Source organism: Poseidonocella sedimentorum (assembly GCF_900116005.1).
Classification (GTDB): domain Bacteria; phylum Pseudomonadota; class Alphaproteobacteria; order Rhodobacterales; family Rhodobacteraceae; genus Poseidonocella; species Poseidonocella sedimentorum.
On record NZ_FOYI01000007.1, the window covers coordinates 69,576 to 95,817 of the forward strand.

At 67.8% G+C, this 26,242-nt stretch carries 23 protein-coding genes; 7 read left to right on the forward strand and 16 right to left on the reverse strand.

Features of this window, described 5'->3' with window-relative positions:
• Nucleotides 1-93 precede the first annotated feature (93 nt).
• Genes BM353_RS11145 through BM353_RS11155 form a run of 3 tightly spaced genes read right to left on the reverse strand, consistent with a single transcriptional unit; the run spans nucleotide 94 to nucleotide 3,041 of the window.
• Nucleotides 94-864, reverse strand: coding sequence for an ABC transporter ATP-binding protein (locus tag BM353_RS11145; protein WP_092080856.1), 771 nt, complete (start codon nucleotides 862-864; stop codon nucleotides 94-96).
• Nucleotides 861-1,916, reverse strand: coding sequence for a FecCD family ABC transporter permease (locus tag BM353_RS11150; protein WP_245759630.1), 1,056 nt, complete (start codon nucleotides 1,914-1,916; stop codon nucleotides 861-863). The genes BM353_RS11145 and BM353_RS11150 overlap by 4 nt, the downstream gene beginning before the upstream one ends.
• Before the next feature lie 9 nt (nucleotides 1,917-1,925).
• Nucleotides 1,926-3,041, reverse strand: coding sequence for an ABC transporter substrate-binding protein (locus tag BM353_RS11155; RefSeq protein ID WP_092080859.1), 1,116 nt, complete (start codon nucleotides 3,039-3,041; stop codon nucleotides 1,926-1,928).
• A gap of 106 nt (nucleotides 3,042-3,147) precedes the next feature.
• On the opposite strand from BM353_RS11155, the gene BM353_RS11160 reads away from it, so the two are divergent.
• Complete coding sequence (locus tag BM353_RS11160; protein WP_092080862.1) at nucleotides 3,148-4,086, forward strand: alpha/beta hydrolase; 939 nt, start codon at nucleotides 3,148-3,150, stop codon at nucleotides 4,084-4,086.
• Here the strand turns inward: BM353_RS11160 and BM353_RS11165 are convergent, their stop codons facing one another.
• Genes BM353_RS11165 through BM353_RS11190 form a run of 6 tightly spaced genes read right to left on the reverse strand, consistent with a single transcriptional unit; the run spans nucleotide 4,087 to nucleotide 13,857 of the window.
• Nucleotides 4,087-7,965: a non-ribosomal peptide synthetase gene (locus BM353_RS11165; protein ID WP_092080865.1), complete on the reverse strand. Its 3,879-nt coding sequence runs from the start codon at nucleotides 7,963-7,965 to the stop codon at nucleotides 4,087-4,089.
• Nucleotides 7,966-7,968: 3 nt separating this feature from the next.
• Entirely contained in the window at nucleotides 7,969-8,193 is a 225-nt protein-coding gene (locus BM353_RS11170) for a phosphopantetheine-binding protein (RefSeq protein ID WP_092080868.1), read from the reverse strand.
• Between the two features lie 17 nt (nucleotides 8,194-8,210).
• A complete protein-coding gene (locus tag BM353_RS11175; protein ID WP_092080871.1) occupies nucleotides 8,211-9,842 on the reverse strand; it encodes a (2,3-dihydroxybenzoyl)adenylate synthase in 1,632 nt (543 codons plus the stop codon).
• 31 nt (nucleotides 9,843-9,873) lie between these two features.
• Nucleotides 9,874-10,956: an alpha-hydroxy acid oxidase gene (locus BM353_RS11180; protein ID WP_092080873.1), complete on the reverse strand. Its 1,083-nt coding sequence runs from the start codon at nucleotides 10,954-10,956 to the stop codon at nucleotides 9,874-9,876.
• A complete protein-coding gene (locus BM353_RS11185; RefSeq protein WP_245759631.1) occupies nucleotides 10,953-11,699 on the reverse strand; it encodes a Fe2+-dependent dioxygenase in 747 nt (248 codons plus the stop codon). Before BM353_RS11185 ends, BM353_RS11180 begins: the two co-directional genes overlap by 4 nt.
• 19 nt (nucleotides 11,700-11,718) lie before the next feature.
• Nucleotides 11,719-13,857 (reverse strand): TonB-dependent receptor, encoded by a 2,139-nt coding sequence (locus BM353_RS11190; RefSeq protein WP_092080876.1) that lies wholly within the window; start codon nucleotides 13,855-13,857, stop codon nucleotides 11,719-11,721.
• 587 nt (nucleotides 13,858-14,444) lie between these two features.
• On the opposite strand from BM353_RS11190, the gene BM353_RS11195 reads away from it, so the two are divergent.
• The 4 genes from BM353_RS11195 to BM353_RS11210 all read left to right on the forward strand — a co-directional run bounded on the left by BM353_RS11195 (nucleotide 14,445) and on the right by BM353_RS11210 (nucleotide 19,502).
• Nucleotides 14,445-15,098: a peroxiredoxin gene (locus BM353_RS11195; RefSeq protein ID WP_092080879.1), complete on the forward strand. Its 654-nt coding sequence runs from the start codon at nucleotides 14,445-14,447 to the stop codon at nucleotides 15,096-15,098.
• Nucleotides 15,099-15,213: 115 nt separating this feature from the next.
• The gene (cysI, locus tag BM353_RS11200) at nucleotides 15,214-16,932 is read left to right on the forward strand and encodes an assimilatory sulfite reductase (NADPH) hemoprotein subunit (RefSeq protein WP_092080882.1); all 1,719 of its coding nucleotides are present in this window, start codon (nucleotides 15,214-15,216) and stop codon (nucleotides 16,930-16,932) included.
• A gap of 19 nt (nucleotides 16,933-16,951) precedes the next feature.
• Nucleotides 16,952-17,692 (forward strand): phosphoadenylyl-sulfate reductase, encoded by a 741-nt coding sequence (locus tag BM353_RS11205; RefSeq protein WP_092080885.1) that lies wholly within the window; start codon nucleotides 16,952-16,954, stop codon nucleotides 17,690-17,692.
• A 4-nt stretch (nucleotides 17,693-17,696) separates the two neighbouring features.
• On the forward strand, nucleotides 17,697-19,502 hold the full coding sequence (locus tag BM353_RS11210; protein WP_092080888.1) for an assimilatory sulfite reductase (NADPH) flavoprotein subunit: 1,806 nt from the start codon (nucleotides 17,697-17,699) through the stop codon (nucleotides 19,500-19,502).
• Nucleotides 19,503-19,536: 34 nt separating this feature from the next.
• Here BM353_RS11210 and BM353_RS11215 read toward each other — a convergent pair whose 3' ends face one another.
• From BM353_RS11215 to BM353_RS11230, 4 genes are all read right to left on the reverse strand, one after another.
• Complete coding sequence (locus BM353_RS11215) at nucleotides 19,537-20,307, reverse strand: TSUP family transporter (RefSeq protein WP_092080891.1); 771 nt, start codon at nucleotides 20,305-20,307, stop codon at nucleotides 19,537-19,539.
• A gap of 125 nt (nucleotides 20,308-20,432) precedes the next feature.
• Nucleotides 20,433-21,395 carry a TAXI family TRAP transporter solute-binding subunit gene (locus tag BM353_RS11220; RefSeq protein WP_092080894.1) on the reverse strand — a complete coding sequence of 321 codons (963 nt, stop codon included), beginning with the start codon at nucleotides 21,393-21,395 and terminating at the stop codon, nucleotides 20,433-20,435.
• 23 nt (nucleotides 21,396-21,418) lie between these two features.
• A complete protein-coding gene (locus BM353_RS11225; RefSeq protein ID WP_092080897.1) occupies nucleotides 21,419-23,323 on the reverse strand; it encodes a TRAP transporter permease in 1,905 nt (634 codons plus the stop codon).
• Nucleotides 23,320-23,550: a hypothetical protein gene (locus tag BM353_RS11230; RefSeq protein WP_092080899.1), complete on the reverse strand. Its 231-nt coding sequence runs from the start codon at nucleotides 23,548-23,550 to the stop codon at nucleotides 23,320-23,322. Before BM353_RS11230 ends, BM353_RS11225 begins: the two co-directional genes overlap by 4 nt.
• 230 nt (nucleotides 23,551-23,780) lie before the next feature.
• Here BM353_RS11230 and BM353_RS16645 point away from each other — a divergent pair, with 230 nt between their 5' ends.
• Entirely contained in the window at nucleotides 23,781-23,975 is a 195-nt protein-coding gene (locus tag BM353_RS16645; protein WP_143104152.1) for a hypothetical protein, read from the forward strand.
• Nucleotides 23,976-24,001: 26 nt separating this feature from the next.
• Here the strand turns inward: BM353_RS16645 and BM353_RS11235 are convergent, their stop codons facing one another.
• The gene (locus BM353_RS11235; RefSeq protein ID WP_092080901.1) at nucleotides 24,002-24,523 is read right to left on the reverse strand and encodes a CBS domain-containing protein; all 522 of its coding nucleotides are present in this window, start codon (nucleotides 24,521-24,523) and stop codon (nucleotides 24,002-24,004) included.
• Nucleotides 24,524-24,605: 82 nt separating this feature from the next.
• Between BM353_RS11235 and BM353_RS11240 the strand changes: the two genes are divergently transcribed.
• The gene (locus BM353_RS11240) at nucleotides 24,606-24,785 is read left to right on the forward strand and encodes a hypothetical protein (RefSeq protein ID WP_092080902.1); all 180 of its coding nucleotides are present in this window, start codon (nucleotides 24,606-24,608) and stop codon (nucleotides 24,783-24,785) included.
• A gap of 67 nt (nucleotides 24,786-24,852) precedes the next feature.
• Here the strand turns inward: BM353_RS11240 and nqrM are convergent, their stop codons facing one another.
• Together nqrM and BM353_RS11250 are read right to left on the reverse strand one after the other, a co-directional pair.
• Complete coding sequence (nqrM, locus tag BM353_RS11245) at nucleotides 24,853-25,083, reverse strand: (Na+)-NQR maturation NqrM (RefSeq protein ID WP_092080904.1); 231 nt, start codon at nucleotides 25,081-25,083, stop codon at nucleotides 24,853-24,855.
• A gap of 41 nt (nucleotides 25,084-25,124) precedes the next feature.
• On the reverse strand, nucleotides 25,125-26,135 hold the full coding sequence (locus BM353_RS11250; protein ID WP_245759632.1) for an FAD:protein FMN transferase: 1,011 nt from the start codon (nucleotides 26,133-26,135) through the stop codon (nucleotides 25,125-25,127).
• Nucleotides 26,136-26,242 lie beyond the last annotated feature (107 nt).

The window sequence follows — 26,242 nt, forward strand, 5'->3', positions numbered from 1 at the left end:
GGCAGACCGCCTCTTGTCCAACGCAAAAACAGACATGGCCGCAGTCTCTGCGGCCATGTTTCGTTTGATCCAAGGCGCGTGCGGCGTGCCGCGTCAGGCTGGCCCGTCGACGGCGACGAACAGCTGCCCGGCCCCGTCGCGCTCGACGCGCGCGCGCACGCGGTAGACCTCGGCCAGAAGCTCCGGCGTCAGGATCTGCTCGGGAGGCCCGTCCGCTGCAACGCGTCCCCGATGCAGCACCACAAGCCGGTCCGCCCAGCGGGCGGCCTGCGTCAGATCATGCAGCACCGCGATCACCACCCGGTCGCGCCGGGCGATGGCGGCCAACTCGGCGAGGATGCGGTATTGCATGGCGAGATCGAGCGCGGCCGTGGGCTCATCGAGCAGCAGCAGCGTCGGGTCGCGCGCCAGCGCCTGGGCAAGGCCCACCGTCTGGCGCTGGCCACCCGAGAGCCGCGCGAGGCCCCGCCCGGCCAGCGCGGCGATGCCGAATTGTGCGAGCAGCGCCTCGGCCCGGCGGATCTGCGCCCCCTGCCCCTCGCGGGTGCCGCCGGCGGCGTTCATCGCGACCAGCAGGCCCTCGAGGACGCTGAGATCCGACCGGCTCTGGAGGTTCTGCGGCATGAAGCCCGCCAGATCCGCCCGCCGCGCGGGCGACATGCCGGAAAGCGGCTCGCCGTCGAACAGAACCTCGCCGCGATAGGGCAGGAACTGGGCGATGGCGCGCAGGAGCGTGGATTTGCCGACCCCGTTCGGCCCGGCGAGCACGGTGAACTCCCCGCGCGCGAAGGGCGCGGCGCTGATCCCGGAGAGCACCTCGCGGCCCGCGAGCCGCAGCGAGACCTCGCGCAGCTCAAGGCTCATGAGAGGCTCCCCGCCCGGCGCAGGATCAGCGCAAAGAAGACCGGCAGGCCGACGAGCGAGGTGACGATCCCGATGGGCAGAAGGATGCCCGGGACCAGCAATTTCGACAGGATCGAGGCGAAGGACATCAGCACCGCGCCGGTGAGGATCGAGGCGGGGGTGAGGAAGCGGTGATCCTCTCCCACAATGATCCGCGCGATATGCGGGCCCGCGAGGCCGACGAAGCCGATCACCCCCACGATGGAGACCGCCGCCGCCGCCAGAAGACTCACCCGGATGAGCGCCCAGCGGCGCAGGCGCGCCACGTCGACGCCAAAGCCCTGTGCCTGATCGGCGCCGATGCGCAGCGCGGTGAGTTGCCACGAGGCGCGCAGCGAGAAGGGCACGGTCAGCACGAGGACAACGGCCACCAGCGCGATCCCCTCCCAGCGGACATTGGCGAGGCTGCCCATCGTCCAGAACACGAGCTGTTGCAGCGCATCGGCGGAGGCCACGAATTGCACCAGCGCCAGCAGCGCGCCGGCGGTGAAGTTGAGCGCGATCCCAAAGAGGATCACCAGCGTCGGCCCGCCGCGAAACCCGGCGGCCATCTGCAGGATCGCGAGCGAGCCGAGGGCAAAGAGGAAGGCGTTGGCCGTCACGCTCCAGATCGCCGGCAGGAACGGCACGCCGATCCCGAGGATGATCGCAACGCCCGCGCCGAGTGCCGCGGAAGAGGAAACGCCGAGCGTGAAGGGTTCTGCCAGCGGGTTTTCGAGGACGGTCTGCATTTCGGTGCCCGCAAGGGAAAGCGCCGCCCCCACCAGCAGCGCCATGATCGCCACCGGCAGGCGCACGCGCCAGACGATGACCTCCGCCCCGCGCGACGCGGCCTCGCCCCCGGTCAGCACCCGCAGGACCTCGCTCACCGGCAGGCCCGACGGCCCCGAGGCGATATCCGCGATCACCCCGATCAGCGCCAGCGCGCCAAGCCCCGCCACCAGCAGGCCCCGCCGCGCGCGCGACAGCCGATACCCCTCGGCCAGCCGGCCCATGTCTTCTGTGTCGGTCATCTGCGCGCGTTACTCGGCCGCGAGCCACCAGGTCCCATCGACGTCGATGGGCGAGAACCGCGCCTGCATCTCGGCGACGGTGGCCTGCGGATCCAGATCGGCGAAGAGCTCGGGGTGGAAGGTCTGGGCGAGGTATTCGATCAGCGCGATGTGCATCGGGCTGTCGTTGAAAAGATGCCAGAAAGCGTGGGCCTGTCCCAGCTCCACCGCCCGCAAATCGGCGATTCCGGCGCCGGAAAGCAGGGCCTCAAGCCCCGCCCGCGCCTCGTCTTGCGCAACGCCGGCGCCGAGTACCAGCCCGCCGCGCTCGCGCATATGCGCGCCGCCGGTGGCGAGAAACACATCCGGATCGGCGGCGATGACGTTTTCCAGCCCCACGTTGCCCATGATGCCGGGGACGGCATCCTGTCCGAGATTGTGCCCGCCCGCGGCTTCGATAAAGTCGTGAAACACCCCGCCGCCTACGGTCGCGCAGCAGGTTCCCGGCGCGGCATGGACCTGCACGAAAACACGCGGCGCGTCCGGTTGGGCTTCGGCCAGCCGGCCGCGCACCGTGTCGAGACGCTCGGTATAAAAGGCGATCAGGTCGGCGGCGCGATCCTCCGCCCCGAGGGCCTGCCCGAGGATTTCGAGGCTGCGGGTGGTGTTCTCGATCGGGTGGCTGAAGAAATCCACGAAGACGACCGGGATGCCCGCCGCCTCAAGTTGCAGCAGCTGGACCTCCATCGTGGGGTTGCGCGCATCGGTGAGCGACAGGATCACCAGATCGGGCGCCTGCGCGATGGTTGCCTCGACCGAAAGCTCGCGGTTGCCCGCGCCCACCGGGGCGATCTCCTCCAGCGCCGGGAACCGTGCGGCGAAGGCCGCGCGCCGCGCCGGATCGAGCCCCTTGTCCTGCCGCCAGCCAACCACCCGCGCGACCGGATCGTCTAGCAGCATGCCGAGCACCATGATGTGGCGCGCGTCGCCAAGGATCACCGCCTGCGCGGCCTCGGGCAGGCGCACCTCGCGCTCCGTCACATCCGTGATCCGCAGCTCTGCGGCGGCGGGCAGCGCCCAGCCGAGCAGCGCCAGCGTCAAAGCAAGGGCGCGCAGCCCGATCCCGAAGCGATGAGGTGTCGTCATGGTCGATGGCCTCGCTGAGAGTTGTTGCGCCGGTCCGGCAGGCCCCCTAGGGTGCCGCCAACCGGTGGTATCCGACTAAAACAATCACGTACAAGTTTGCGCCCCCATGCACAAGAAACCAATCGCCCCCACGCCGGCGCCGGTGCCGCGTTTTGCCTGCCCCGCCGTGATCCCGGCGGCCCGGCTTGCGCTGCCGCCGCACAAGGGCCGCCTCGCGACGCTGGAGATCCTGCGCGCGCCCTGCGCGAGCCACCGGATCGAGAGCGCCGTCCTGCCCGAACCGCGCCATCCTCTGGCCGCACCGGACGCCGCGCCCTACCGTCTGTTTCGCGCCATCCCGACGGCCCCCGCCCCCGCCGGGGGGCGCCCGGTCCTGACCCTGCTCGATGGCAACGCGGCCTTTGATTTCCTCACGCCCCAGATGCTGGAGGCCGTGCCGGATCTTGCCGTCATCGGCATCGGACAGCAGACGGAAGCGCAGTTTGACCGCCTCGCCCGCGCCCGCGATCTGACCTTTCCCGCCGAGGGCCAGACCGGGCTGGTGCCTGATGCGGGCTACGGCAATCGCCCGGCGGGCGGCGCACCGGGGTTCCTGCCGCTGCTGCTCGGCCCGTTGCGCGCGGCGGCGGAAGACGGGCTCGTGGTCGATCCCGCGCGGCGCGCGATCTGGGGTCATTCGCTCGGAGGGCTCTTCGTGCTCAACCTGATGCTCCAACGGCCGCGGAGCTTCGCGCGTTTCGCGGCCATCAGCCCCTCGCTGTGGTGGAACCCGGAGCGGCTGGAGCGCGTCCTTGCCCGGCATCTCGGCGCGCTCGGGGAGGGGCCCGCGCGCCCGGAGATCTATCTGGGCAGCGGCAACCGCGAGCGGCGGACGGGCGCGGGCGGCCCCGAGCCGACCGACGCCCCGGCGGAGTTTCACGCCCTCGCGCGCCGGCTCGAAGAGAGCGGCCGGGTGGCGCTCAGCACGCAGGTCTACGACGGCGCGGTGCATATCGCGAGCCTGCCGAGCTCGCTCCCCACCGCGCTGCGCTTCGCCGCCGCCTGATCAGCCGCGCGGCGCGAGCATGGCGGCGATCGCGCCCACATGCTCCGGCGCGACCATGTCCTTGTGCAGGCAGTCGAGATCACAGGCCTCAAGCGCGGCGCAATGGGGCGCCCAGAGATCGGAGACAAACCCGCGCTCCGCGTGATCGGCTGCCGCGCGAATGTGGATCACCGGCTCAGCGTAGTGCCGATGCTGATGGGCGCGCATCAGCCGTTTGGTGCCGGTCACGAGCGTCACGACCGCGTCGAGCACATCCCCGGGCAGCGCACCGAGAAGCCGGGAATTCCGCTTCAGAAAACTCATGAGCTTTTCGCGATCATCGAGCTCGGGATGGCCCTCGGGATCGAACCCGGCGATCGCCAGCAGGGCGCGCAGGGCGGTCATCGGATCGGGCTCGGGCTCGTCGCGCCAGACCTCCGCGGGATAGGCGTCGAGCAGCGCGACCGTGCCGGGACGGACCCCGCGCGCGCTGAGCTCGACCGCGAGATCCTGCGCGAGGATGCCGCCGAGGGACCAGCCGACGAGATGCACGCGATCGGCATCCGAGCGGGCGATGATCTCATCGGCGTAGCGGCGCGACAGATCGACCAGCCGCTCGGGCATGGCGGCCCCCGTGAGGACCGGCGATTGCAAGCCGAAGATCGGCCCGTCGTAGGACGCCGAAAGCGCCTTGGCCAGCGCGCGGTAGCCCCAGCAAAGCCCCCCGGCGGGGTGCAGCAGCACGACCGGCGCGCCCCCCTCGCGCCCAGCCACCAGCGGAAACACCGGGCCGAGCCCGGCGAGGGCATCGGCGCGGGTCTCGACGGCGCGGGCGAGCGCGGCGATTTGCGGGGTCTCGAAGAGCTGGCCCAGCGGCACGGCGCGGCCCAGGCGCTCTTCCAGCCGCAGGATCAGATCCAGAGCCGAGAGCGAGTCGCCGCCGAGGGCGAAGAAATCCGCCTCGCGCACCGGGGGCTCGGGCAGGCGCAGCACGGAGACAAAGGCCTCGGCAATGAGCTCTTCGGTCTCTCCCCGCGGCGGCGTCCCCCCCACCCCGCTCAGCGCCGGTTTCGGCAGGGCCTTGCGGTCAAGCTTGCCATTGGCGGTGGTCGGCATCCGCTCCAGCGGGACGATCCGCGCCGGGACCATATGCGCCGGCAAGGCTTGCGCCAGCGCCGCCCGCAGCGCCGCATCGGTCCACTCCGGCCCGGCCACCACATAGCCGACCAGCAGCCGTTGCTGCCCCGGATCATCACGCGCGATCACCACGGCCTCGCGCACGCCGGCAAGGCCCCGCAGCGCGGCTTCGATCTCGCCAAGCTCGACCCGCATCCCCCGGATCTTCACCTGATGATCGTTGCGCCCCAGATAGAGGATCGCGCCATCGCCGCGCCGCCGCGCCATGTCGCCGGTGGCATAGATGCGCGCGCCGGGGCGGAACGGGTCGGGCAGGAAGCGCTCACCCGTCAGATCATCGCGCCCCAGATAGCCGCGCGCGAGTTGGACACCGCCGAGGTAAAGCTGCCCGGCGACGCCCTCGGGCACGGGGCGCATGGCGCCGTCGAGGATGTAGCAGCGCGTGTTCCAGACTGGCCAGCCGATGGGCATCGGCGCGCTTCGATCCTCCGGCCCGGCGGGCCAGAAGGTCACATCAACGGACGCCTCGGTGGGGCCGTAGAGGTTGTGCAGTTCGGCATCGATCCGGGCGTGAAACAGATCGCGGTGATCCGGCGTCAGCTCCTCGCCGGAGCAGAAGACCCGCCGCATCGTGATCCCCTCGCTCTCGGGGTGGCCGAGGAAGGCCGCCAACATCGAGGGGACGAAATGACAGGTGGTGATGCGGTCGTCGCGGATGAGGCGCGCGATGGCCTTGGGGTCGCGGTGGCTCCCCGGCGGGGCGAAGACGAGGCAGGCGCCGCACAGATAGGGCAGGAAGAGCTCCCAGACCGAGACATCGAAGCTCGTCGGGGTCTTTTGCAGGATGCGGTCATCGGCGGTGAAGCCATAGGCCTCGCGCATCCACAGCAGCCGGTTCACGATGGCGCGGTGCTCGATCATCACGCCCTTGGGCGCGCCGGTGGAGCCGGAGGTGAAGAGCACGTAGGACAGCTGATTCGGGGCGACCGGCGGCAGGGGGGCGCCGGTGGGCGCGTCGGGCCACTCTGCGGGGGTGAGCACGGGCGGGGCCACGCGAAAGCCGGGCGGCGCGTCGGCGAGGATGGCGATGGGCGTGGTCTGCGCCAGCAGCCCCTCGATCCGCGCGGGCGGCTGGCCCGGGTCCATCGGCACATAGGCCGCGCCGGCGCGCTGGATCGCGACGAGTGCGACGGCCAGATGCTCCGAGCGGTCCATCAGCACCGCAACGCGCTGGTCCGCCCCCGCGCCAAGCGCCACCAGCCGCTCGGCAAGTGCGCGCGAGCGCCGGTCAAGCTCGGCGTAGCTCAACACGGTCTCGCCGAACCGGACGGCCGGGGCCTCGGGGCTGCGGGCCATCTGCGCTTCGATGAGCGCGGTCAGGGTCGTCTCCGGCGTGATCTCGTCCAGCGCCTGATCCGTGGCGTTGAGCTCCTGGATCAGCCGCGCGTGCTCGCCCTCGGTGACGGTCGGCACCTCCTCCAGACGCGCCGCGCGGGCAGCCCGCTCGAGAAAGGCCAGAAGCCGCGACAGGTGGCCGGCGATCTCCGCTTCGGAATAGAGCGCCGGGTTGGCGTCGATCTCCAGCGTGAGGCCGCTCTTGCCATCGCCCCGGAAGCTGACGGTAAGGTCATCGACCGGCCCGGCGCTGAGGATGTTGAGGCGGCTTTCGAGCCCATGGAATTGCGGCGCGACATCGTAGGGCTGGACGTTGATCAGCGGGCCGTAGAGCCGCTCGTCCACCCGCCGCCGCCCGATCTCGCGGCGGAGCCGTTCGGAGCGGTAGGCCCCATGGCGCCGCGCGAGAGCAATCTCCGCCGCGTCCTCGCGCAGCGCCGCGTCGAGATCGGAGGCCTCGGGAAGGCTCGGCGCATGGGGCAGCACGTTCATCCACATGCACGGGACCCGCGCCGCGCGCGATCCGAACCGGGCCATGAACGGCAGGCCGAAGACCGCGTCGCCGTCGGGCGAGACCCGGCGGAGATAGGCGGCGCTGAGCGAGGTCAGCACATCCGGCCAGGTGAGGCGCAGGCGTTTGGCCCGCTCGGTGATCGCGGTGCAGATGGTGTCGGGGACCCGGCGCGCGAGCCTCAGGAAGCTGCTTGAGCTCAGCACGCCCGCCGCATTTGGCGACGGTGAGGCCGGGGGGCTCAGGCGGTCCGCGCGGTCCAGCCAGAAGGCGCGGTCGGCGGCGTGTTTTTCCCCGGCGCGATAGGCGCGATCCGCCTCCAGCGCGGCAGAATATGGCGCCAGCGCCGGGCCGGCGCTCTGGCCCATCCGTGCCGAATAGAGCGCGGCGACGCGGTTGGTGAGGAGCACCATGCCGAACCCGTCGATCGCGAGGTGGTGGATGCGCTCGTACCACAGATGCCGCGTCGGGCTCAGCCGGTAGAGGCGGAAGGCCGCGAGCGGGTCCCGCGCCGGATCTGTGGGCGCGGCGCTGTCGCGGTCCATGTCGCGCCGGGCGGCGGCCTCCCCATCCGGATCGCCAGTGAGATCGACCACCTCAAGCGCCGGCACCTCCCCGTCGAGCGATTGCCGGGGCGCGCCGCCCACCGACTGAATGCGGAGCCGCAGCGCCTCGGCTTCGGCCATCGCCTCGGCATGGGCAGCGGTGAAGGCGTCCAGATCGAGCGGGCCGTCCAGCGCGATGAATTGGCCGGTGTTGAACAGCGGGTTGGCGGGCGCGAGCTGCTGCGCGAGCCAGAGCCCCTCCTGCGCCTCAAGCAGTTCGTGCAGGGCGCCCGCCGTTGAAACCGCGTCCATCGCTCACCCCTGCCGCGTCTCGAAGGCCGCTTTCCACGCCGCGAGCGTCGTCTCTTCGGCAAAGGACAGGAAATCGAGCTCCATCCCCTGCTCCTGCCACTCGGTCACGAGGGTCATGATGCGCATCGAATCGAGCCCGAGATCGGTGAGGTTATCCTCCATCCCGATCTGGTCGGGGGTGGTGTAGAGCGCCGCGGCGACATCGGCTCTGATACGGTCGAAATCCATTGGCCCCTTGGCCTCCTTCACGCGAAATGACGTTTCTTGAGCGCCGCCCGGAGCGCCTTGCGATCGGTCTTGCCGACGGCGGTTGTCTCGAACCGGTCGGTAAAGACGATCTGATCGGGGACTTTGAACTCGGCGATCCCGCGCCCCCGGATGAAGGCCTTGAGCGCGCGGTCCTCGGCCTTCGCCCCATCGTGCAGCACCACGAAAGCGCAGCTCCGCTCGCCAAGGAACCGGTCGGGCACGGAGACGACGACGGCATCGAACACGGCCTCGTGGGCGATGAGATTGTCCTCGATCTCTTCGGCGGAGACCTTTTCGCCCGCGCGGTTGATGTGGTCCCCCGCCCGGCCCTGCACCTCGAGGTTGCCATCGGGGCGCAGCCGGACGATGTCGCCGGTGCAATAGAACCCCTCGGGAGTGAAGGCGCGCGCGTTGGCCTCCGGCGCGTTGTGATAGGCGCGGATCGTATAGGGCCCGCGGGTGTGCAGCACACCGTGGCCCCCCGTGGCCGGGGCGCCATCCTCGTCGAGCAGCAGGATCTCGTCATCGGGCGAAATCGGGCGGCCCTGGGTGTTCAGGATGACCTCTTCGGGATCGTCGAGCCGGGTGTAGTTCACCAGTCCCTCGGCCATGCCGAAGACCTGTTGCAGCTGGCAGCCGAGCGTCGGGCGGACCTGCGCGGCGGCCTCGGGGGTGAATTTCGCGCCGCCCACAAGCAGCACCTCAAGCGAGTTGAGGTCATGCTTGGCCGCCTTGGCCGCCTGCATCCAAAGAAGCGCGAGCGGCGGGACGAGGCCGGTATGCGTTACCCCCTCGGCGGCGATCAGCGGGAAAGCCGCCCCGGGCGCGGGGCTGGGGCTCATCACCACCTTGGCGCCGACCGAGAGCGCGCCGAAATAGCCCGGGCTCGACATCGGGAAGTTATGCGCCGCGGGCAGCGCGGTCAGCAGGACCGAGCGCGGCGTGACGGCACAGATCCCGGCGGAGGCCTCGAAGCTGTAGATATAGTCGTCATGGGTGCGCGGGATGAGCTTGGGAAAGCCGGTGGTGCCGCCCGAAATCTGCAGGAATGCGACCGAGCCGGGATCGCGCGGCACGGGCGCATCGAGCGGGGCGGTGTCGGCGAGGTCGGCGAGCCGGGACATGCCCGCCTGCGGCGCCCCGTCGATGTAGATCCGCGTGAGGCTGGGGCAAGCCGCGCGCACGGCCTCGGCCAGCGGGCGATAATCGAACCCTTCGTAGCTCTCGGCGCAGATCAGCGCCCGCGCCCCGGACCCGGCCACCAGATGCGCGATCTCGCGGTCGCGGTGGGCAGGCAGCGCGTAGACCGGCACGAGCCCGGCATAGAGCAGCCCAAGGACCACCGGCAGGAAGGCCGGACCGTTGGGAAGCTGAACCAGCACGCGATCCCCCGGCGCAAACCCGTCGCCGAGAAACCCCGCCGCATAGGCCCGGGCCAGATTGCGCAGCTCGTCATAGCTCAGCCGCAATGTCCCCGCGACGAGCGCCTCGCGCGGGCCATGGGCGGCGGCGATCTCGTCGAGCCAGCCCCCGAAACTTACCCCGCGCCAATAGCCGCGGGCACGGTAGCGCGCGGCGCAGGGGGCGGGCCAAAGCTGCTGGGGACAGGTCTGGGTCGGGTCGGGCATCGGCGGGGTACCAGGTGTGGCGCGGTGGCGGTCAGGAATTCCAGAGTGTTTTACTTGAAACGTCGGAGAGTGTCTTGCAGCCTGTCAGCGCCATTGCAACCTCCAATTCGGTCCGCAGGATCTCCAGCGCGTGGGAAACCCCCACCGCGCCGCCCACTGCGAGCGCCGCAAGGAGCGGCAGGCCGACCAGAACCGCATCGGCGCCGAGCGCGCGCGCCTTGAGCACATCCGTACCCCGTCGGATCCCGCCATCCATGAGAATCGCCGGCTGCGGACCGAGGGCCGCGCGGATCGCCGGCAAAGCGTCGAGCGCGGAGAGCCCGCTGTCGAGCACGCGGCCACCGTGATTGGAGACGATCACCCCCTGTGCGCCGAGCGAAATGGCGCGGGCGGCATCATCGGGATCGAGGATGCCCTTGAGCAGGATCGGCAGGTCGGTCTGCGCCCGGAGCCACGCGATATCCTCCCATGTCGGGGCGGCGGGCATGAGCCCGTCAAAGACCGCGCTGCCGCCTTCGGCCGGCGGGCTCTCGGGCGCCGGCAGCCCCGCGAGGTTGACCGCCGAGATCCCGCGCGGCAGGGCAAACCCCGCCCGCGCCTCTTCGTTGCGGATTCCGTTGACCGGCGCATCGACCGTCACGACAAGCGCGCGGTAGCCCGCCGCCTCGGCCCGGCGGACCAGCCTCAGGCTCGCCTCCCGCAGGGGCTGGAGATAGAGCTGGAACCACAGCGGGCCGCTGGTCCCGTCGGCGAGGGTCGTCATGTCCATCGACGCCTGGGCCGAGACAACCGCGAGCGCATCGCGCGCCGCGGCCCCGAGCAGCGTCGCCTCCTCCGCGCCGGGATGGGCCAGCTTGTGGAACGCCATGGGCGCCACGATAATCGGATGGGTCAGGCTCTGGCCCAGAAGCGAGAGCCGCGTGTGCCCGCCGGCCACATCGGCCAGCACCCGGGGCCGCAGGCGAAGCCGGTCAAACGCCGCGCGGTTCTCCGCCCGCGTGAGCCCGTCCGCCCCCGACCCGGCGAGATAGGCCCAGGTCGGCGCGGGCAGCGCCCGGGCGGCGGCATCGACGTAATCCTGAAGCGAAACGATCTTGGCCGGGATGGGGCTCATACCTCGGCCCACTGGCGGATCATGTTGTGGTAATGCGCGGTGATGCCGGTCACCGCCGGATCGTCATCGGGGAGCAGCCCGCGGATGCGCATGATCGACTGGTCGAGGTCGTACATCATATGGCGCTGCCAGTCGTCGCGGATCATCGATTGCGCCCAGAAGAACGACGCCCAGCGCGAGCCCTTGGTCACCGGCGTCACCCGGTGCAGCGAGGTCGAGGGATAGACCACCGCGTGGCCCGCCGGCAGCTTGACCTTGTGCTCGCCATAGGTGTCCTTCACGACCAGTTCGCCGCCCTCGTACTCATCGGGTTCGGTGAGGAAGACGGTGGTCGAGACATCCGTGCGGATGCGCTGGCCGGTCTGGGGAATGACGCGGATCGAGCCGTCGACATGATCGCCGAAGGTCATGCCCGCGTCGTAGCGGTTGAACATCGGCGGCAGGACCTGAAGCGGCAGAACGGCCGAGGAATAGGTCGGGCTGCGGCCCAGTGCCTGAAGGACCAGCGCGCTGAGCTTCTGGGCCTCGTGGTTGTCGGTCGGGACCTGAAGGTTCTTCTTCACCCCCGCCGCCTGATCGCCCGCCGTGCTGAGCCCGTCGACCCAGTCGGTCCGTTCGAGGACCTGGCGGATATGCGCGGTTTCGTCAGGGGTGAGCAGATCGGGGATGGTGATGAGCATCGGCGCCTCTCGGGTCTCGGGGTTGGAAAACCGGGGCCCGCGCGGGGCCCCGGCCAGTTTCATTCGGCCGGAAGGCCGTGGCTCAGAACGACTTCGTCAGCGTCATCGACACGGTCCGCGCCGGGCCCATGTAGACGAACTGGCCATGGTGGCTGGAGCCGTAGACATCCTCATCGAAGAGGTTGGTGACGTTGACCTGGACGGCCGTGTCCTCGGCAAAGGCGTAGCGCGCCATGGCGTCCACCTGCCAGGACGAGGGGATCAGCCGCGTCTCGTTATTGCCGGCGAAGCGCTCGCCGGTGTAGGTCGCGCCGCCGCCGACCGTGAGGGCGTCGTTCACGTCATAGGTCGACCAGATCGAGAAGCTGTTCTCCGGCACGTTCCGGCTGAAATCGGTGTCCGAGGATTTCGAGCTGTAGTCGATCCGCGAATAGCCGCCCGAGAGCGACCATTTGTCGGTCACCTGCCCCGCGAAGGTCAGCTCGATCCCCTGGGACTGGCTGTCGCCGGCCAGCTCCCAGACATCCTCTTCGACCTCCACGCGCTCGTTGTCCTTCTGGATCCGATAGATCGACGCGCCGAGAAGGAAGCTGTCGTTGACCAGCCATTTCGCCCCGAGCTCGTAGGTGTAAGAGCGTTCGGGATCGAGTTCGACCGTGTCGGTGTTCGCGGAATCGGTCTGGATGCCGGGATTGCCGAGCGCCGGATCGGCCGAGGAGCTGACCACCGCATAGAGCGAGACGTCCTGCCGCGGGTGGTAGACCACGCCGAAGTTGCCGTTGAGGAAGCCCTGCTCCTCTTCAAGCTCCGTCGGGTTGGAACTCGGCCCCGTGAGCGCCATCGCGTCCACCATGTCATAGCGCAGGCCCGCCGTGACCTCCCACTGGGGAGAGAGCGTCATCGTGTCGATGGCATAGAGCGATGTGGTGACCACCTCGCCGAATTTCGAGCGGTCTTCCTCCGAGACGCTTCCATCCCAGGCGGCATTGTAGTTGGGGTTCTCATAGCTCAGGACCGGATCCGTAGGGGCGTCGATCGAGAGCGATCCGCGGTCGGTGGTTTCCTTGGAGAGGTCAACACCAACGACGAAGTTGTGGCTGGCGCCGAAGGCCTCGCGCTCGCCGGACAGTTGCGCGTTGAGCGCGACGGTCCTGGTGAGGCGGTTGCCGTTGCGGTCCTGCGCCTCGACCCCGCCCGCGACGGCGGCGGGCTTGGTCGTCAGGTAGACGTTTTCGTCTTCCGTCACGCGAAGGGTCGACTGGAAAGTGAGCCCATTGGCGAGGTCGTGGTCCACACGAGCATAGGCCGAGCGGGTGATGTTGTCGCGGAAGTCGCGGTCATGCAGGCCGTACCAGTTGTCGTTGTCCACATCGGTGGGCTGATACGGATCGTCGTCCGTGCCGGAGCCGACCGCGAATTCAGCGGGCGTGTTGGCGTTGGTGAAGGAGATGCCGTAGTCCGGCAGGTCGTGCATCTCGTAGTAGTAAAGCCCGGCGGTGATCGAGGTGGTGTTGCTCAGCCGGTAGGTGAGGCTCGGCGCGAAGCCATAGCGCTCGGAGGTCAGGCCCTTGCGGCCGTTGAGGTCATCGGCCTGCTGGCCCATGAGGTTGAGCCGCACCGCGCCGGAGCCGAAATCGCGGTTCACGTCGAGCGTGGCGCGCATGTAGTTCCCGGTCCCGTAGGTGAGCGCGACATCGGCGAAATTGCCGGGCTGGGGCGTCTTGGTGTCGAGGTTGATGGTCCCGCCGGTGGAGCCGCGGCCCGCCGTCGTGCCCGAGGCGCCCTTGTTGACCTGCACCGAGTCGAGGTTGAACGTCTCGTAGCTCACGCGCGAGGAGTTGCGGATCCCGTCGACCGAGATGTCGGAGTTGGCATCGAAGCCGCGGATGATCGGCGCGGTGCCCATCGGGTTGCCGCCCTCGCCCGCCTGAAGCGTGACGCCCGGCGTCGCGCGCAGCACGTCCTCGACCGAATTGAGCCCGCGGTCAGCGATCTCCTCGGCCGACATGGTGTTGACGGTCTGGGGCGTGTCCACGAGCGGCGCGGTGGCCTTGTCGTTGGAGCTCTCAGTGGTGGCATAGCCTGGGCCGCCGCTCGTGATTTCGATCGGATCGAGCTCGATCGCGGCGGTCTGGGCATGGGCGGGGATGGCGCAGGCGGTGGACAGGGCCAGAGTCGGCAGGAGGCCGAGCGTCGTGCCGACTGTTTTCTTTTGGGTCATGGGTATCTCCCTCGAAAGCGTCTTGATGCATTTCGAATGAACCTGTCTGGCTAGGCTGGCTGGAGAGGATCGAAAGCGGTTCCGGAAACAACGTGCGTTGTCGGCGCGGTTATTGTGCGTCCATCGCCGGGAGGCAACAGGGTGCGCGAAATTTTCCGAGTTTTTTTATAGGTTACTTTCATCGTTGTGTCCAAATTGCGACATCGCCGGCCCCGGAGCGGCCGCGTCCGGCCCCTCCCCCCGCGCGCGGCGGCCATGTCGCCCAACCGCGCCAACCCCCTCGCCGGGCGCCTGAATTTCGTTCCGGCTGACGCAAGCGCGCTGGAACAGGGTACCCGAAATTTCGGGCCGGTTTTGACGCTGTCCTTTATTGCCCCGGGCGGTCTTGCCGCGTCGCAAGGGCCTCGTTAGCTCTCTCGCGAAAGGCGGTGCGCGCCTTGGGCTTCGGGTCGTTTGCGACCGGAGGCCAGAGGGCACGCCGCGATTTCGAACCGAACGGATGGACCTAAAACGACACGACCCCGGCGCCCTGCTCGCTCCGATCAGGACCGTCGCGGCGCCCATCACCTGGCAGAAGGAAAGACCACGTGGCATTGCGCATCAACGACACCGTCCCCAACCTCACCGTGACCACCGATCAGGGCACGTTCAGCCTGCATGACTGGATCGGCGACAGCTGGGCGATCCTGTTCAGCCACCCCAAGGATTTCACCCCCGTCTGCACCACCGAGTTCAGCGCCGTGGCGCAGCTCGCTGACGAGTGGGAAAAGCGCGGCACCAAGGTGATCGGCGTTTCGGTCGACGGGGTCGAGGACCACAAGAAATGGAAAGGCGACATCGAGACCTTCGGCGGCGCCGCGGCCGGCTTCCCGATCATCGCCGATGACGGGCTGGAAGTCTCCAAAGCCTTCGACATGCTGCCCGCCGAGGCCTACCTCCCCGATGGCCGCACCCCGGCCGACAGCGCCACCGTGCGCGCCGTCTTCATCATCGGCCCGGACAAGCAGCTCAAGCTCTCCATGACCTACCCGATGACCGTGGGCCGCAACTTCGCAGAGATACTCCGCGCGCTCGACGGGCTCCAGACTTCGACCGGCAAGGGCGTCGCAACCCCCGCGAACTGGACCCCGGGCGGCGACGTGATCATCCCCGCCACGGTCAGCGACGAGGACGCGAAAGCCAAGTTCGGCGATTTCAAAAAGGTCCTGCCCTACCTGCGCACGACCAAAGAGCCGGCATAAGCCCGGCGCCGTCTGCCCAAAAACCCGAGCCGGGCGCCCGCGACGCGCCCGGCCATCCTCATCAAGACCGCACTCGCAGCCCGCAATCGAAGCCCGCAATCGAAGGTAGCCACCGATGCTCGACAGCAAAGCCGACAAGCCCAATCTGATCGTTGAGGGCAAACTGTCCGACAACGAACGGCTCAAGCGTGAGAGCGATTTCCTGCGCGGGACGATCGAAGCGGACTTGCAGGACCCGATCACCGGGGGCTTCAGCGCCGACAATTTCCAGCTCATCCGCTTCCACGGCATGTACCAGCAGGATGACCGCGATATCCGCGCCGAGCGCGCCGCGCAAAAGCTGGAGCCGCTGCACAATGTGATGCTGCGCGCGCGGATGCCCGGCGGGATCATCTCGCCCGAGCAATGGCTCGTCATCGAGAAATTCGCCGAAGAGCACACGATCTACGGCTCCGTCCGGCTGACCACGCGCCAGACCTTCCAGTTCCACGGCGTGTTGAAGCCCGAGATCAAGGACATGCACAAGGTCATCAACTCGGCCGGGATCGATTCCATCGCTACCGCGGGCGACGTGAACCGCAACGTGCTCTGCACCACCAACCCGGTGGAATCCGAGCTGCACGCCGAGGCCTACGAGTGGTCCAAGCGGATCTCCGAGCACCTGCTGCCGAAGACCCGCGCCTATGCCGAGATCTGGCTCGATGGCGAGAAGGTCAAGACCACCGAGGAGCCGATCCTCGGCGAGACCTACCTGCCGCGCAAATTCAAGACCACCGTGAGCATCCCGCCCAATAACGAGGTGGATCTGCACGCCAACGACCTCAACTTCGTGGCCATCGCCGAGGGCGGCAAGCTCATCGGCTGGAATGTGCTGGTGGGCGGCGGGCTCGCCATGACCCACGGCGACACCTCGACCTATCCGCGCAAGGCCGATGATTTCGGCTTCATTCCGCTGGAGGATACGCTCAAGGTCGCCGAACACGTGGTCACCGTCCAGCGCGACTGGGGCAACCGGGTCAACCGCAAGAACGCCAAGACGAAATACACCCTCGACCGCGTCGGCATCGATACGTTCAAGGCCGAGGTGGAGCGCCGCGCGGGCATCACCTTCGCGCCCTCCCGCCCCTATGAATTCACCAGCCGGGGCGACCGGTTCGGCTGGGTCGAAGGGGTCGACGGCAAGCATCACCTGACGCTGTACCTCCTGAGCGGGCGCATCCTCGACTACCCGGGCCGGCCACTGAAGACCGGCCTGCGCAAGATCGCGGAAATCCACAAGGGCGATTTCCGCATGACCGCGAACCAGAACCTCGTCATCGCCGGGGTTGCCGCCAAGGATCGCAAGAAGATCGAAAAGATCGCGCGGGACCACGGGCTGATCGACGACATGATGACGCCGCAGCTCAAGAACTCCATGGCCTGCGTCGCGCTGCCGACCTGCCCGCTCGCCATGGCCGAGGCCGAGCGCTTCCTGCCCGATCTGGTGGCGGCGGTCGAAGGGCTTCTGGTCAAGCACGGCATCCCCGATGATCACATCATCCTGCGCGTTGTGGGCTGCCCCAACGGCTGCGGCCGGGCGATGCTCGCCGAGGCCGGGCTCGTGGGCAAGGGGCCGAACAAATACAACCTCTACCTCGGCGGCAACCGTGTCGGCACGCGGATCCCCAAGCTGCACCTTGAGAACGTGAGCCCCGATGCGATTCTCGAAGAGCTCGACGGGCTCATCGGGCGGTGGGTGGCCGAGCGCGAGGAGAGCGAATGCTTCGGCGATTTCGTCATCCGCGCCGGTGTCGTCACCGCGGTCGAGGTCTCCAAGCGCGACTTTTACGCATAAACCGAAGCGAGGCGAAGTCATGTCATCTGCTGTCAAATCCCAAGTCCAGCCCGAGGCGGCCGTGCGCGGCCCCAAGGTTTTCACCGCGGCCAACGAGTGGCTCGAAGGGCAGGACGCGCAGACGCGCATCACCTGGGCGCTGGAAAACCTGCCGCGCGATCACGTCGTCTCGTCGAGCTTCGGGATCCAGTCGGCGGTCATGCTGCACCTGATGACACGGGCCGTGCCGGATATCCCGGTGCTGCTGTTCGACACCGGCTACCTCTTCCCCGAGACCTATCGTTTCGTCGATGAGCTGACAGAACGGCTCAAGCTCAACCTGCGCGTCTTCCGCGCCGAAATGTCCCCTGCCTGGCAGGAAGCGCGCTTCGGCCAGCTCTGGGAACAGGGCGAGGAAGGGCTCAAGAAATACAACAGCATGAACAAGGTCGAGCCGATGCAGCGGGCGATGTCCAATGTGGGCGCCGGGACCTGGTACAGCGGGCTGCGCCGCGTGCAATCGGACAGCCGCGCCGATCGCAAGATCCTCGAATTCCAGCACGGCCGGGTGAAGTTCCACCCGATCGTCGACTGGAGCAACCGCGACATCCACTTCTACCTCAAGGAGCACGACCTGCCCTATCACCCGCTCTGGGAAAAGGGATATGTCAGCGTCGGCGACACCCACACCACCCGCAAGCTCGAAGACGGCATGCGCGAAGAAGACACGCGCTTCTTCGGCATGTCGCGCGAATGCGGCCTGCACATCGAACAGGAGTAAGCTCATGACCCCGGCGCAAATCCCCGCAGGGATCAACCCCCTTTCGACCGAGCAGGCGCAGCAGTTCACCTCGCTTCTGGGCAGCATGACGCCGATCCAGCAGGCCTGGGTCAGCGGCTATCTCGCGGCCAGCGCGCAAGGCGGGGCCCTCACCGCGCCCGCGCAGGCGCCCGCAGCGGACCCCGCGACCCTGACCGTGCTGTACGGCTCGCAGACCGGCAACGCCAAGCACGTGGCCGCCGATCTGGCCGAGGCCGCCCGCGCGCGGGGGCTGGAGGTCAAGCTGATCGACATGGCCGACTACAAGCCGACCCAGCTCAAATCCGAGAAGTTCATCACCATCGTCGTCTCGACCTATGGCGAGGGCGAGCCGCCGGAGACGGCTGAAAAGTTCTACAATTTCCTCGGCTCGAAGAAGGCGCCCAAGCTCGATGGCGTGCAGGTTGCCGTCCTCGGGCTCGGCGATTCCAGCTACGAGTTCTTCTGCAAGACGGCGGTGGATTTCGAAGAGCGGCTGAGTGCGCTTGGCGCGAAAGTGGCCGTCGAGCGCGCGCTGCTTGATGTGGACTACGACGATCTCGCCGAGGCGTGGATCGGCGGGGCGCTCGATGTGTTCGAGCCCGAGCTGAAAGCCGCCTCCCCGGCGGTCAGCAACGTGGTCCCGATGCCTGGCATGACGCCCGCGCCCGTGGTCTCGCCCTATTCCAAGAAGAGCCCGTTCGAGGCGGAGGTGAGCGTCGTTCAGAAGATCACCGGCCGGGACAGCACCAAGGACGTGCGCCACGTGGAGATCTCGCTTGAGGGCTCCGGCCTGACCTACCAGGCGGGGGATTCGCTGGGGGTCTATTTCCACAACGATCCGGCGGAAGTCGATGCCCTGCTGGCGCTCCTGAAGCTCGATGGCGCGGCCGAAATCACGCTTGGCGGCGAGACCAAGCCCCTGCGCACGGCGCTGATCGAAGATCTGGAGCTCACGCAATCCTACCCCGGATTCGTCGAGAAATACGCCGAGGCCTCCAAGATCGAGGCCCTCTCCGCGCTTGTCGCCGACAAGGCCGAGCTGCGCGCCTATCTCGATGCGCGCCAGATCTACGATGTGCTGCGCGAGCACCCCGCCGAGATCACGCCCCAAGCGCTGGCCGATAGCCTGCGCAAGATGCAGCCGCGCCTCTATTCCATCGCATCCAGCCAGGCAGAGGTCGAGGACGAGGTGCATCTCACCGTCGGCGTCGTCACCTGGGACGCCTTCGAATGCGGCCATTTCGGCGGCTGCTCGGGGCATCTGTCCCAGCGTGTCGCCGAGGGCGATGGCTTGCGCGTGTTCGTGGAAAGCAACGACAATTTCCGCCTGCCGGCCGATCCCGACACGCCCGTCATCATGGTCGGCCCCGGCACCGGGATCGCGCCCTTCCGGGCCTTCCTGCAGGAGCGCGACGCGCAAGGGGCCGAGGGGCGCAACTGGCTCCTCTTCGGCAACCCGCATTTCACGCAGGATTTCCTCTATCAGGTCGAGCTGCAGAGCTATCTCAAGTCCGGCCTGCTGACCAAGCTCGACGTGGCCTTCAGCCGCGATCAGGCCGAGAAGGTCTATGTGCAGGACCGGCTGCGCGAGAACGGGGCCGAGGTCTTCCGCTGGCTCGAAGAGGGCGCGCATCTCTACATTTGCGGCGATGCGAACCGGATGGCCAAGGACGTGCAGACCACGCTGATCGAGGTGTTCAAGACCCACGGCGGCATGGATGACGTGGCGGCCGAGGCCTATCTCGCCGACCTGCGCGACGCCAAACGCTTCCAGCGCGACGTGTACTGACCGGCGCGCGCCCGCCCGGGCGCGCCCGCCCGCCTCAGCCGATGAGGCCCAGCCCCGCGAGGATAAGCCGCGCGGCAATCAGGACCAGCAGTACATCGAGCGCGATGCGGAAGAACCACTCCGCGATGCGGTCTAGAAAGAGCCGGCCGGTGAACGTCCCTGCAAGCCCCGCGAGAATCATCGCCGCGATGAAGAGCCCCCAGTCCGCGAAGGCAAAGCCCAGGGCCCCGAAGACGAGGGTCTTGAGCCCGTGCTGGATCGTCATCAGCGCGGCGTGGGTCGCGACATGGGCGTGGCGCGGCAGGTGGAGCGACTTGGTGTAGCTGGCAACGAAAAGCCCGGTCGCGCCGAAAAACATGGTCAACACGCTGGAGATCAGCCCCGTCAGGAGCGGCGCCCGGCCCACCCACCGCGGCGCGCGGGCAAAGACGGACCAGATGACGAAGGCGCCCACGGCGATCTGGATCACATGGGCCGGCAGGTCCACCACCACGAGCCCGCCCGCAATGCAGCCGACCACCGATCCCAGAGCGAAGGCGGGCAAGGCGGGGCGCGAGACCGCGCCGAGCAACAGGCCCATGCGCCCCGCGTTTGAGCCGAGCTGGACCAGACCGTGAACCGGGATGAGCGCCGCGGGCGGCATCAGGCTAGCCATCACCGCGAGCAGCAGCCCGCCGCCGCCGATGCCGAACGCGACGGTGATGAGCGAAGCGAGAAAGCTCGTCGCCAGCAGCAGAAGCGCGACCGCCGGATCGATCCCGTCTGGCAGGAGCGAGAGCTCCATCAGGGCAAGCGTCGTGGTCATCTGGGCAAGGTCGGGGGCATGGTGGCGCAGCTCCGGGAAAGCTCGCCCGATGGTAGCGGCCACACGGCGAAGCTCAATCGCAAATGCCCTGCCGCGCGCGCTCTTTCAGCCGGCGCGGGGGGCGCCTAGTCGGCGACGGGCACGCCGGCCTCTTTGAAATAGCGGATCGCGCCGGGGTGGTACGGGGTCGTGCTTTCGGGGGCCATGGCCTCGAAATTGGCGCGGTTGAACGCCCCGAACGCAATGCCGAGCGCATCCTTGTTCCGATGCACGACCCTGGTCAGATCGTAGACCAGATCATCGCTCACATCGGCATTGGTCAGCAGCATCCAGGGCACGCGCACCAGCGCCGCATCCCAGCTCTGCAACCCGTTGAGTCCCTCGATGCGCGGCAGCGGCGCGATGAGCCCGGAGGGCAGCACCTCGGCCAGCGCCGCTTCGGCCTCCGCGCCGATCCGGGCCGAGACGTAGCAGAGGCCGCCCCGGGCCTTGAGTCTGACCGCCGCTTCCTGCCCCGCGCTCGCGTTGAGGCTCACCAGCGCGAGATCGACGCGCTCATCGCCGAGCGCCCTGATCCCGCTCACGAAATTGGAAACGGGAACCGATTCGAAATCACGGTAGTCGAGCCCGCCGGTGGCGAGCACGCCGCGAATGTAGAAGGGGATGATGGACGAGGAAGTGTACTCCGAAGCGATCCGCAGATCGCTCCGCCCCGCCAGATCATCGACCGATTGGAGCCCCAGGTCGCAGGGCGCCATGATGCCGGTGGTCAGCTGAAACATCTCGCCCACGAGGCGCACGTTGGGGTGGGCCCGGTCGAAATTGCCGGTGCCGGTATAGGCGAAGACGGCCTCGGCGCCGTTGGCATAGCCGAAATCGATCTCCGCCCCCTGCAACAGCGGCATGTAGCCGACGAGCGGCTGGGTGCGCACCGTGATCCCGCTGTGATTGGCGACGACCGCGACGGCCTGACCCGCGTTGTAGGCCAGCGACCCCGGCGCCCCGGTGGCCATGGTCACGACCTGCGCCGAGGCGGTGGAGCCCAGCGACAGAAGCGCGGCGCTCGCCAGTGTTCTGAAGATGTGCATCGGTTCCTCCCGAGGTTATTGACCTAGCAGCCCGGCTCGGCCTGCGGGTTCCGCATGACCCGGAACTGCGCGATGGCCACGACGGTAAGCGCTGCGCAACTGTGCAACACCAACCCCAGATCGAACAAGCCGATCGGCAGCGACAGCAACCCGAGCACGAGGAACAACCAGCGCAGGAGCGGGCGGAGCGTGCCGGCCCAGAACCCGGTGATGGCGGCGGTGACGGCGCCGATGCCGAAGGCGGTCAGGATCGCCATCATGAGGGATGACTGTAGTGTCCCGGCGAGCAACAGCGCGGGCGTGGTGACGAAGGCGAAGGGCAGGATGAAGGCCGCCCACCCGATTCGCATTGCCGCGAGCCCCGTCTGGAGCGCCCCGGCCCCGGATATCGTCGCCGCGGCGAAGGCGGCGAGAGCGACCGGCGGCGTGATCATGGACAGCATCCCGAAATAGAGGATGAAGAGATGCGCCGAGATGGCCGGCACGCCCGCCTCGACCAGCGAGGGCGCGACGAGCGAAGCCAGCAGGACATAGACGCCGGCCGTCGGCATCCCCATGCCGAGAATGATGCAGATGACGGCCGAGACGAGCAGCAGCAGCAGGACGCTCTGCCCCACAGCATCCACGAGAACCAGCGTCAGCGCGAAGCCAAGACCGGTCACGTTGAGCACGCCGATCACGAAGCCCGCCGCGGCCAGCACGAGGATGAGATCGACCATCGCGATCCCGGACTCGACAAAGACCCGGCCCAGCGTCCGCAGCGTCAACCGCTGGCCCTCATAGCCGCGCAGGAACCCCGCGACGACAAGGGCAAGCGAGGCAAGAAGCGCGCTCTCCCCGGGATCCATCCCCAACCGGAAGAGCGCGAAGAGCAGGATCCCGAAGGGGATCAGGAAATGCCAGCCGGCCTTGAGAACCTCGCCGATGGGCTTGCTGTCATCGACGTTGGCCGAGACCCCGTCGCGGGCGGCGATCAGGTCGACCTGAAGGAAGACGGCGAGGTAGTAGAGCAGAGCCGGGATGAGCGCCGCGCCGGCGACCTGAGCGTAGGGGATTTCGAGGAATTCGGCCATGAGGAAGGCCGCCGCGCCCATGATCGGCGGGGTGAGTTGGCCGCCGGTGGAGGCCACGGCCTCGATCGCGCCCGCGTCTTCCTTGCTGTAGCCCCCGCGCCGCATGAGCGGAATGGTGATGACGCCGGTGGTCGCGACGTTGGCGACCGCCGAGCCGGAGATCGAGCCGAAGATCGCCGATCCGACGATCCCGATCTTGGCCGAGCCCCCGCGCGAGCGCCCGGTGGTCGCCATGGCGAAATCGGTGAAGAAGGTGCCACCGCCAGCGGCAAAAAGGAGGCGGCCGAAGAAGACGAAGAGCAACACGACGATTGTGCCTACGGCGAGCGGGGCCGCGAAGACCGCGGAGTTGTCGAAGCCCACATAGTCCACCAGCCGCTGCGGCGAGAGCGCCCGGCCGATGAGCCGCCCGCCGACGCGATCGGCAAAGAGCGCGTAGACGAGGAAGACAAGCACGATGGTGAAGAGCATCATCCCGGCGCGCCGGCGCACCCCCTCCATCACCGCGAGGACCACCACCGAGCCGATCAGCGTGATCTGCCAGGGGCGGTAGAACTGTTCCCTGAGAAGCCAGACGTAATCATAGGCCGCATAGAGCAACGTTCCCAGGCAGAGCGCGGCGATCGCGATGCCGACCGGGCCCGTCCGCACGCCGGCGCGGCCCGACCAGCCGTAGTGCAGGTAGGTGATCGCGAGCGCGAGGCCGAGTTGGAGCGCGAGATATTGCTGGTGCCGGATCGCGAGGCCGAGCCGGGTCGACAGATCGAGGTTCCACAGGATGCAAAACAGGCACATCGCCGTGGCCAGCGCGGCGATGGCCCACCGCAGCGGGGCCGGCTGGTCGCGCAGGGTCATGCCGCCGCCCCCGGCCAGTGGTGGCGCAACGGGGAGCGCCGCTGCCCGACCGCCGGATTCGGCGCGAGCCGCGGGATCATGTCAACCGGCGCGCCGTCAGCGGGGGTGCGGCGCAAGTCCGCCCCGCAACATGTCGCCGCGCCGATCACCGCCGACAGGCCGCCCGCACGATGGGCCTCGGGCGCCGCTACGGTGGCGGCAAGGGTCTCGGCTCTTGTCTCTTCCATTGCTCTTCCCCAACCGACGTGCCGACGATTTTGCCTCGCCGCGCTTCATTTTCGAAATGAATACTCATGTAATCCTAAACGATTTCTATAGATATTCCTGCCTGAGCGGCGCGGCCGGCCCCGGCCGGAGTCTGCCCACGGCGTGAAAAACCGGCGCAACAGGCTCGGCAAGTCGTTGATGCAATGCTGGAAATCGGGGCGACTGGGCGATCCGGCGGCGTGTGGTCAAAATGACCAGACTGCGCGAGTTCCTGAGAAATTCCGGCCCCATCGCGGGTTTCAACCGCACGGCAGCGCCACGCATGATGGCCCGGCATGACCTTGTGGCCATGCCGGTGCCCTTCGACGTGTCGCCCCTCACCGATCATCTGATCTGGCACAGGCGGCTCGATCCCGATCCCGCACCTGTCGAACAGCGCAATTGAACGCGGGCCAAAGACGCAGGCCGTGCTCAGCCGACGATGAGTTGCTTGAGCTGAAGCGCTTCGTGTTCAAGTTCCTTGAGGCGGAAATTGACGACATCGCCGATCGTCACGATCCCCACCACCCCGTTGTCGGCGGCAACCGGCATGTGCCGGAACCGCCCGGCGGTCATGCGGCGCAGAACCGACAGCAGCGGCTCATCCGGGGTGCAGACCTCGACATCCCGGGTCATGACATCCTCGACACGATTGGGCAGCGTCTTGCCCGGCGTATCGGCGAGCTTGCGAACGATATCGCGCTCCGAGAGAATCCCCACGAGATGCCCCTCGGCATCCATCACCAGAAGCGCGCCGATCCGCTTGTCGCGCAGGATCTCGACCGCGTCGTGGATCGTCTGCTGCGGGCGGATGGAAAATACGGCCTTGTCCTTGGATTGAAGGATCTTCTGGACGTTGGCGGTCTCGGCTGAAGTATTGGTCTGGGCCGATTGGCTGTAGGTCGTGTCCGAAGACTTGTCCTTGCGGCTCGGCGCCTGATACGAAGCTGGCATGAAGGCCCTCCCGAATGGTTGCTTCCCTCTCCCTGTAGCGATCAGCCTACACGACGTTTGACGGATTTAGGAACACCCCAGTTTGGAAGAACTGACACTTACGCCGCTCATCGCCACGCTTTTGTTCGTTCTGGCCTGTCTGGCAGGGCACAGATACCGCCGCGTCTGGAAAGCCGAAGGGCCCCGCTGGCAGCTCTGGCTCTACGGGGTCGTCGCGGCGGTTTGCCTGATGATTCTGGGGTTTGTTCCTCTGACGGCGTGATCGGCGTCACAATCGTCAAGGCAGCAAGCCGGTGCGCCGAGGGCGGGCCGGACCCGGGTTTGCTGGATCAGGCGTCCATTTCCGAGAGCATCTTGCGCGCCCGGGGGCAAAGCAGACGCTCGCGCAGGGGGCTGTCGGGGTCGATGTCCTTGTTGCAGACAAGGCATTGATCCGCATCGGTGATCGCGTTGAGCCCGCCGCAGCTACCCTTGATGGTCTTGCCGGAAAAGATCACCCCGAGCGCCATGCCCGTGACGATCAGAACCAGCAATCCAAAGGTGAGCAAAAAGGTGGCCATGAGTCGCTACCCCGTTCTTGTGTGACCCTGCGCCTCAGGCCTCAGGCCTTGAGCGCCGCAAACCGCGCGCTCTCGGCGCGCGTGTATCCTACATGGTCCGCTTTGCCGTCGCGATCAATGAACATGGCGGCGAGATCACGTTGATTTGCGATCTCAAGGCCCCGCTCCGTCCCGACTGCGAGCAGCGCGGTGGCCCATGCATCGGCCAGCATCGCGTTTTCGGCCAGCACGGTGACCGAGGCGGTGTTGTGCGTCACGGGGCGACCGGTGCGTGCATCGAGGATGTGCGAGTAGCGCGCGCCATCTTTTTCGAAGTAGTTGCGATAGTCGCCGGAGGTGGCCATCCCGAGGTTGGAAATGCTCGCGATATCATAGGCCTGGCGGCTGAGCGCGTCGGGCGATTCGATCCCGATCTGCCAGGGTTGGCCGTCGGCGTTGTTGCCGGATACATAGAGATCGCCACCGATCTCGACCATGAAATCCTTCAGCCCGAAGCCGCGCAGCGCGCCCGCGACCTGATCGACGCCGAAGCCCTTGCCGATGGACGACAGGTAGATCTGTGTCTCGGGGTGCGCCTTGCGGACGGCGCCGCCCTCGATGCTGAGCCCGTGGGTCCCGGCGGCGGCGGCGAGCAGCGCGGCGGAGGGCTCGCGCCCGTCGGCGGCGCCGGTGGCACCAAAGCCCCAGGCCTCGATCGCGGAGCCGAGCGTGATGTCGAACTGCCCGTCGCTCGCGGCGTGCACGTCAAGCGCAGCGGAGACCACCTCGCCCAGCTCGGGAGAGACGGCGATGGGCCCGGTCGTCCGGGCGGCGTTGAAGCGCGAGACTTCCGAGCCGGCATCCCAGTTGGACATCTGCTGGTTCACCTGAGCGAGCGCGGTATCGATCGCGCGAGACACCGCGGCCTTGTCCGCCGCGCCCTCGTGGTCCACCGCGACCACCGAGAAGCTGGTCCCCATGGTGGAGCCGGACAGCTCCAGAACATTCGCGCCACGTTTGCAGGCCGCCAAGGCGAGCGACATGACAATGAAGCTGCGCCGGGAGAATTTCATGCTGGTTGGCACCGTAATCGCCTCCGAGAGATCAATCGCGAACTGTCTCGCATACATTGGGGAGCTTTTCTTTGGTTTCTTAACCCGATTCAACACATAAATGTTGC

Excerpts from the sequence above, each read along its gene's own strand:
- BM353_RS11190 (WP_092080876.1), bottom strand. The coding sequence starts at position 13,857 with ATGACCCAAAAGAAAACAGTCGGCACGACGCTCGGCCTCCTGCCGACT.
- BM353_RS11185 (WP_245759631.1), bottom strand. The coding sequence starts at position 11,699 with ATGAAACTGGCCGGGGCCCCGCGCGGGCCCCGGTTTTCCAACCCCGAG.
- BM353_RS16645 (WP_143104152.1), top strand. The coding sequence starts at position 23,781 with ATGACCAGACTGCGCGAGTTCCTGAGAAATTCCGGCCCCATCGCGGGT.
- BM353_RS11235 (WP_092080901.1), bottom strand. The coding sequence starts at position 24,523 with ATGCCAGCTTCGTATCAGGCGCCGAGCCGCAAGGACAAGTCTTCGGAC.
- BM353_RS11215 (WP_092080891.1), bottom strand. The coding sequence starts at position 20,307 with ATGACCACGACGCTTGCCCTGATGGAGCTCTCGCTCCTGCCAGACGGG.
- BM353_RS11145 (WP_092080856.1), bottom strand. The coding sequence starts at position 864 with ATGAGCCTTGAGCTGCGCGAGGTCTCGCTGCGGCTCGCGGGCCGCGAG.
- BM353_RS11220 (WP_092080894.1), bottom strand. The coding sequence starts at position 21,395 with ATGCACATCTTCAGAACACTGGCGAGCGCCGCGCTTCTGTCGCTGGGC.
- BM353_RS11225 (WP_092080897.1), bottom strand. The coding sequence starts at position 23,323 with ATGACCCTGCGCGACCAGCCGGCCCCGCTGCGGTGGGCCATCGCCGCG.
- BM353_RS11150 (WP_245759630.1), bottom strand. The coding sequence starts at position 1,916 with ATGACCGACACAGAAGACATGGGCCGGCTGGCCGAGGGGTATCGGCTG.
- BM353_RS11170 (WP_092080868.1), bottom strand. The coding sequence starts at position 8,193 with ATGGATTTCGACCGTATCAGAGCCGATGTCGCCGCGGCGCTCTACACC.
- BM353_RS11175 (WP_092080871.1), bottom strand. The coding sequence starts at position 9,842 with ATGCCCGACCCGACCCAGACCTGTCCCCAGCAGCTTTGGCCCGCCCCC.
- cysI (WP_092080882.1), top strand. The coding sequence starts at position 15,214 with ATGCTCGACAGCAAAGCCGACAAGCCCAATCTGATCGTTGAGGGCAAA.
- BM353_RS11180 (WP_092080873.1), bottom strand. The coding sequence starts at position 10,956 with ATGAGCCCCATCCCGGCCAAGATCGTTTCGCTTCAGGATTACGTCGAT.
- BM353_RS11210 (WP_092080888.1), top strand. The coding sequence starts at position 17,697 with ATGACCCCGGCGCAAATCCCCGCAGGGATCAACCCCCTTTCGACCGAG.
- BM353_RS11165 (WP_092080865.1), bottom strand. The coding sequence starts at position 7,965 with ATGGACGCGGTTTCAACGGCGGGCGCCCTGCACGAACTGCTTGAGGCG.
- BM353_RS11250 (WP_245759632.1), bottom strand. The coding sequence starts at position 26,135 with ATGAAATTCTCCCGGCGCAGCTTCATTGTCATGTCGCTCGCCTTGGCG.
- nqrM (WP_092080904.1), bottom strand. The coding sequence starts at position 25,083 with ATGGCCACCTTTTTGCTCACCTTTGGATTGCTGGTTCTGATCGTCACG.
- BM353_RS11205 (WP_092080885.1), top strand. The coding sequence starts at position 16,952 with ATGTCATCTGCTGTCAAATCCCAAGTCCAGCCCGAGGCGGCCGTGCGC.
- BM353_RS11160 (WP_092080862.1), top strand. The coding sequence starts at position 3,148 with ATGCACAAGAAACCAATCGCCCCCACGCCGGCGCCGGTGCCGCGTTTT.
- BM353_RS11155 (WP_092080859.1), bottom strand. The coding sequence starts at position 3,041 with ATGACGACACCTCATCGCTTCGGGATCGGGCTGCGCGCCCTTGCTTTG.
- BM353_RS11230 (WP_092080899.1), bottom strand. The coding sequence starts at position 23,550 with ATGGAAGAGACAAGAGCCGAGACCCTTGCCGCCACCGTAGCGGCGCCC.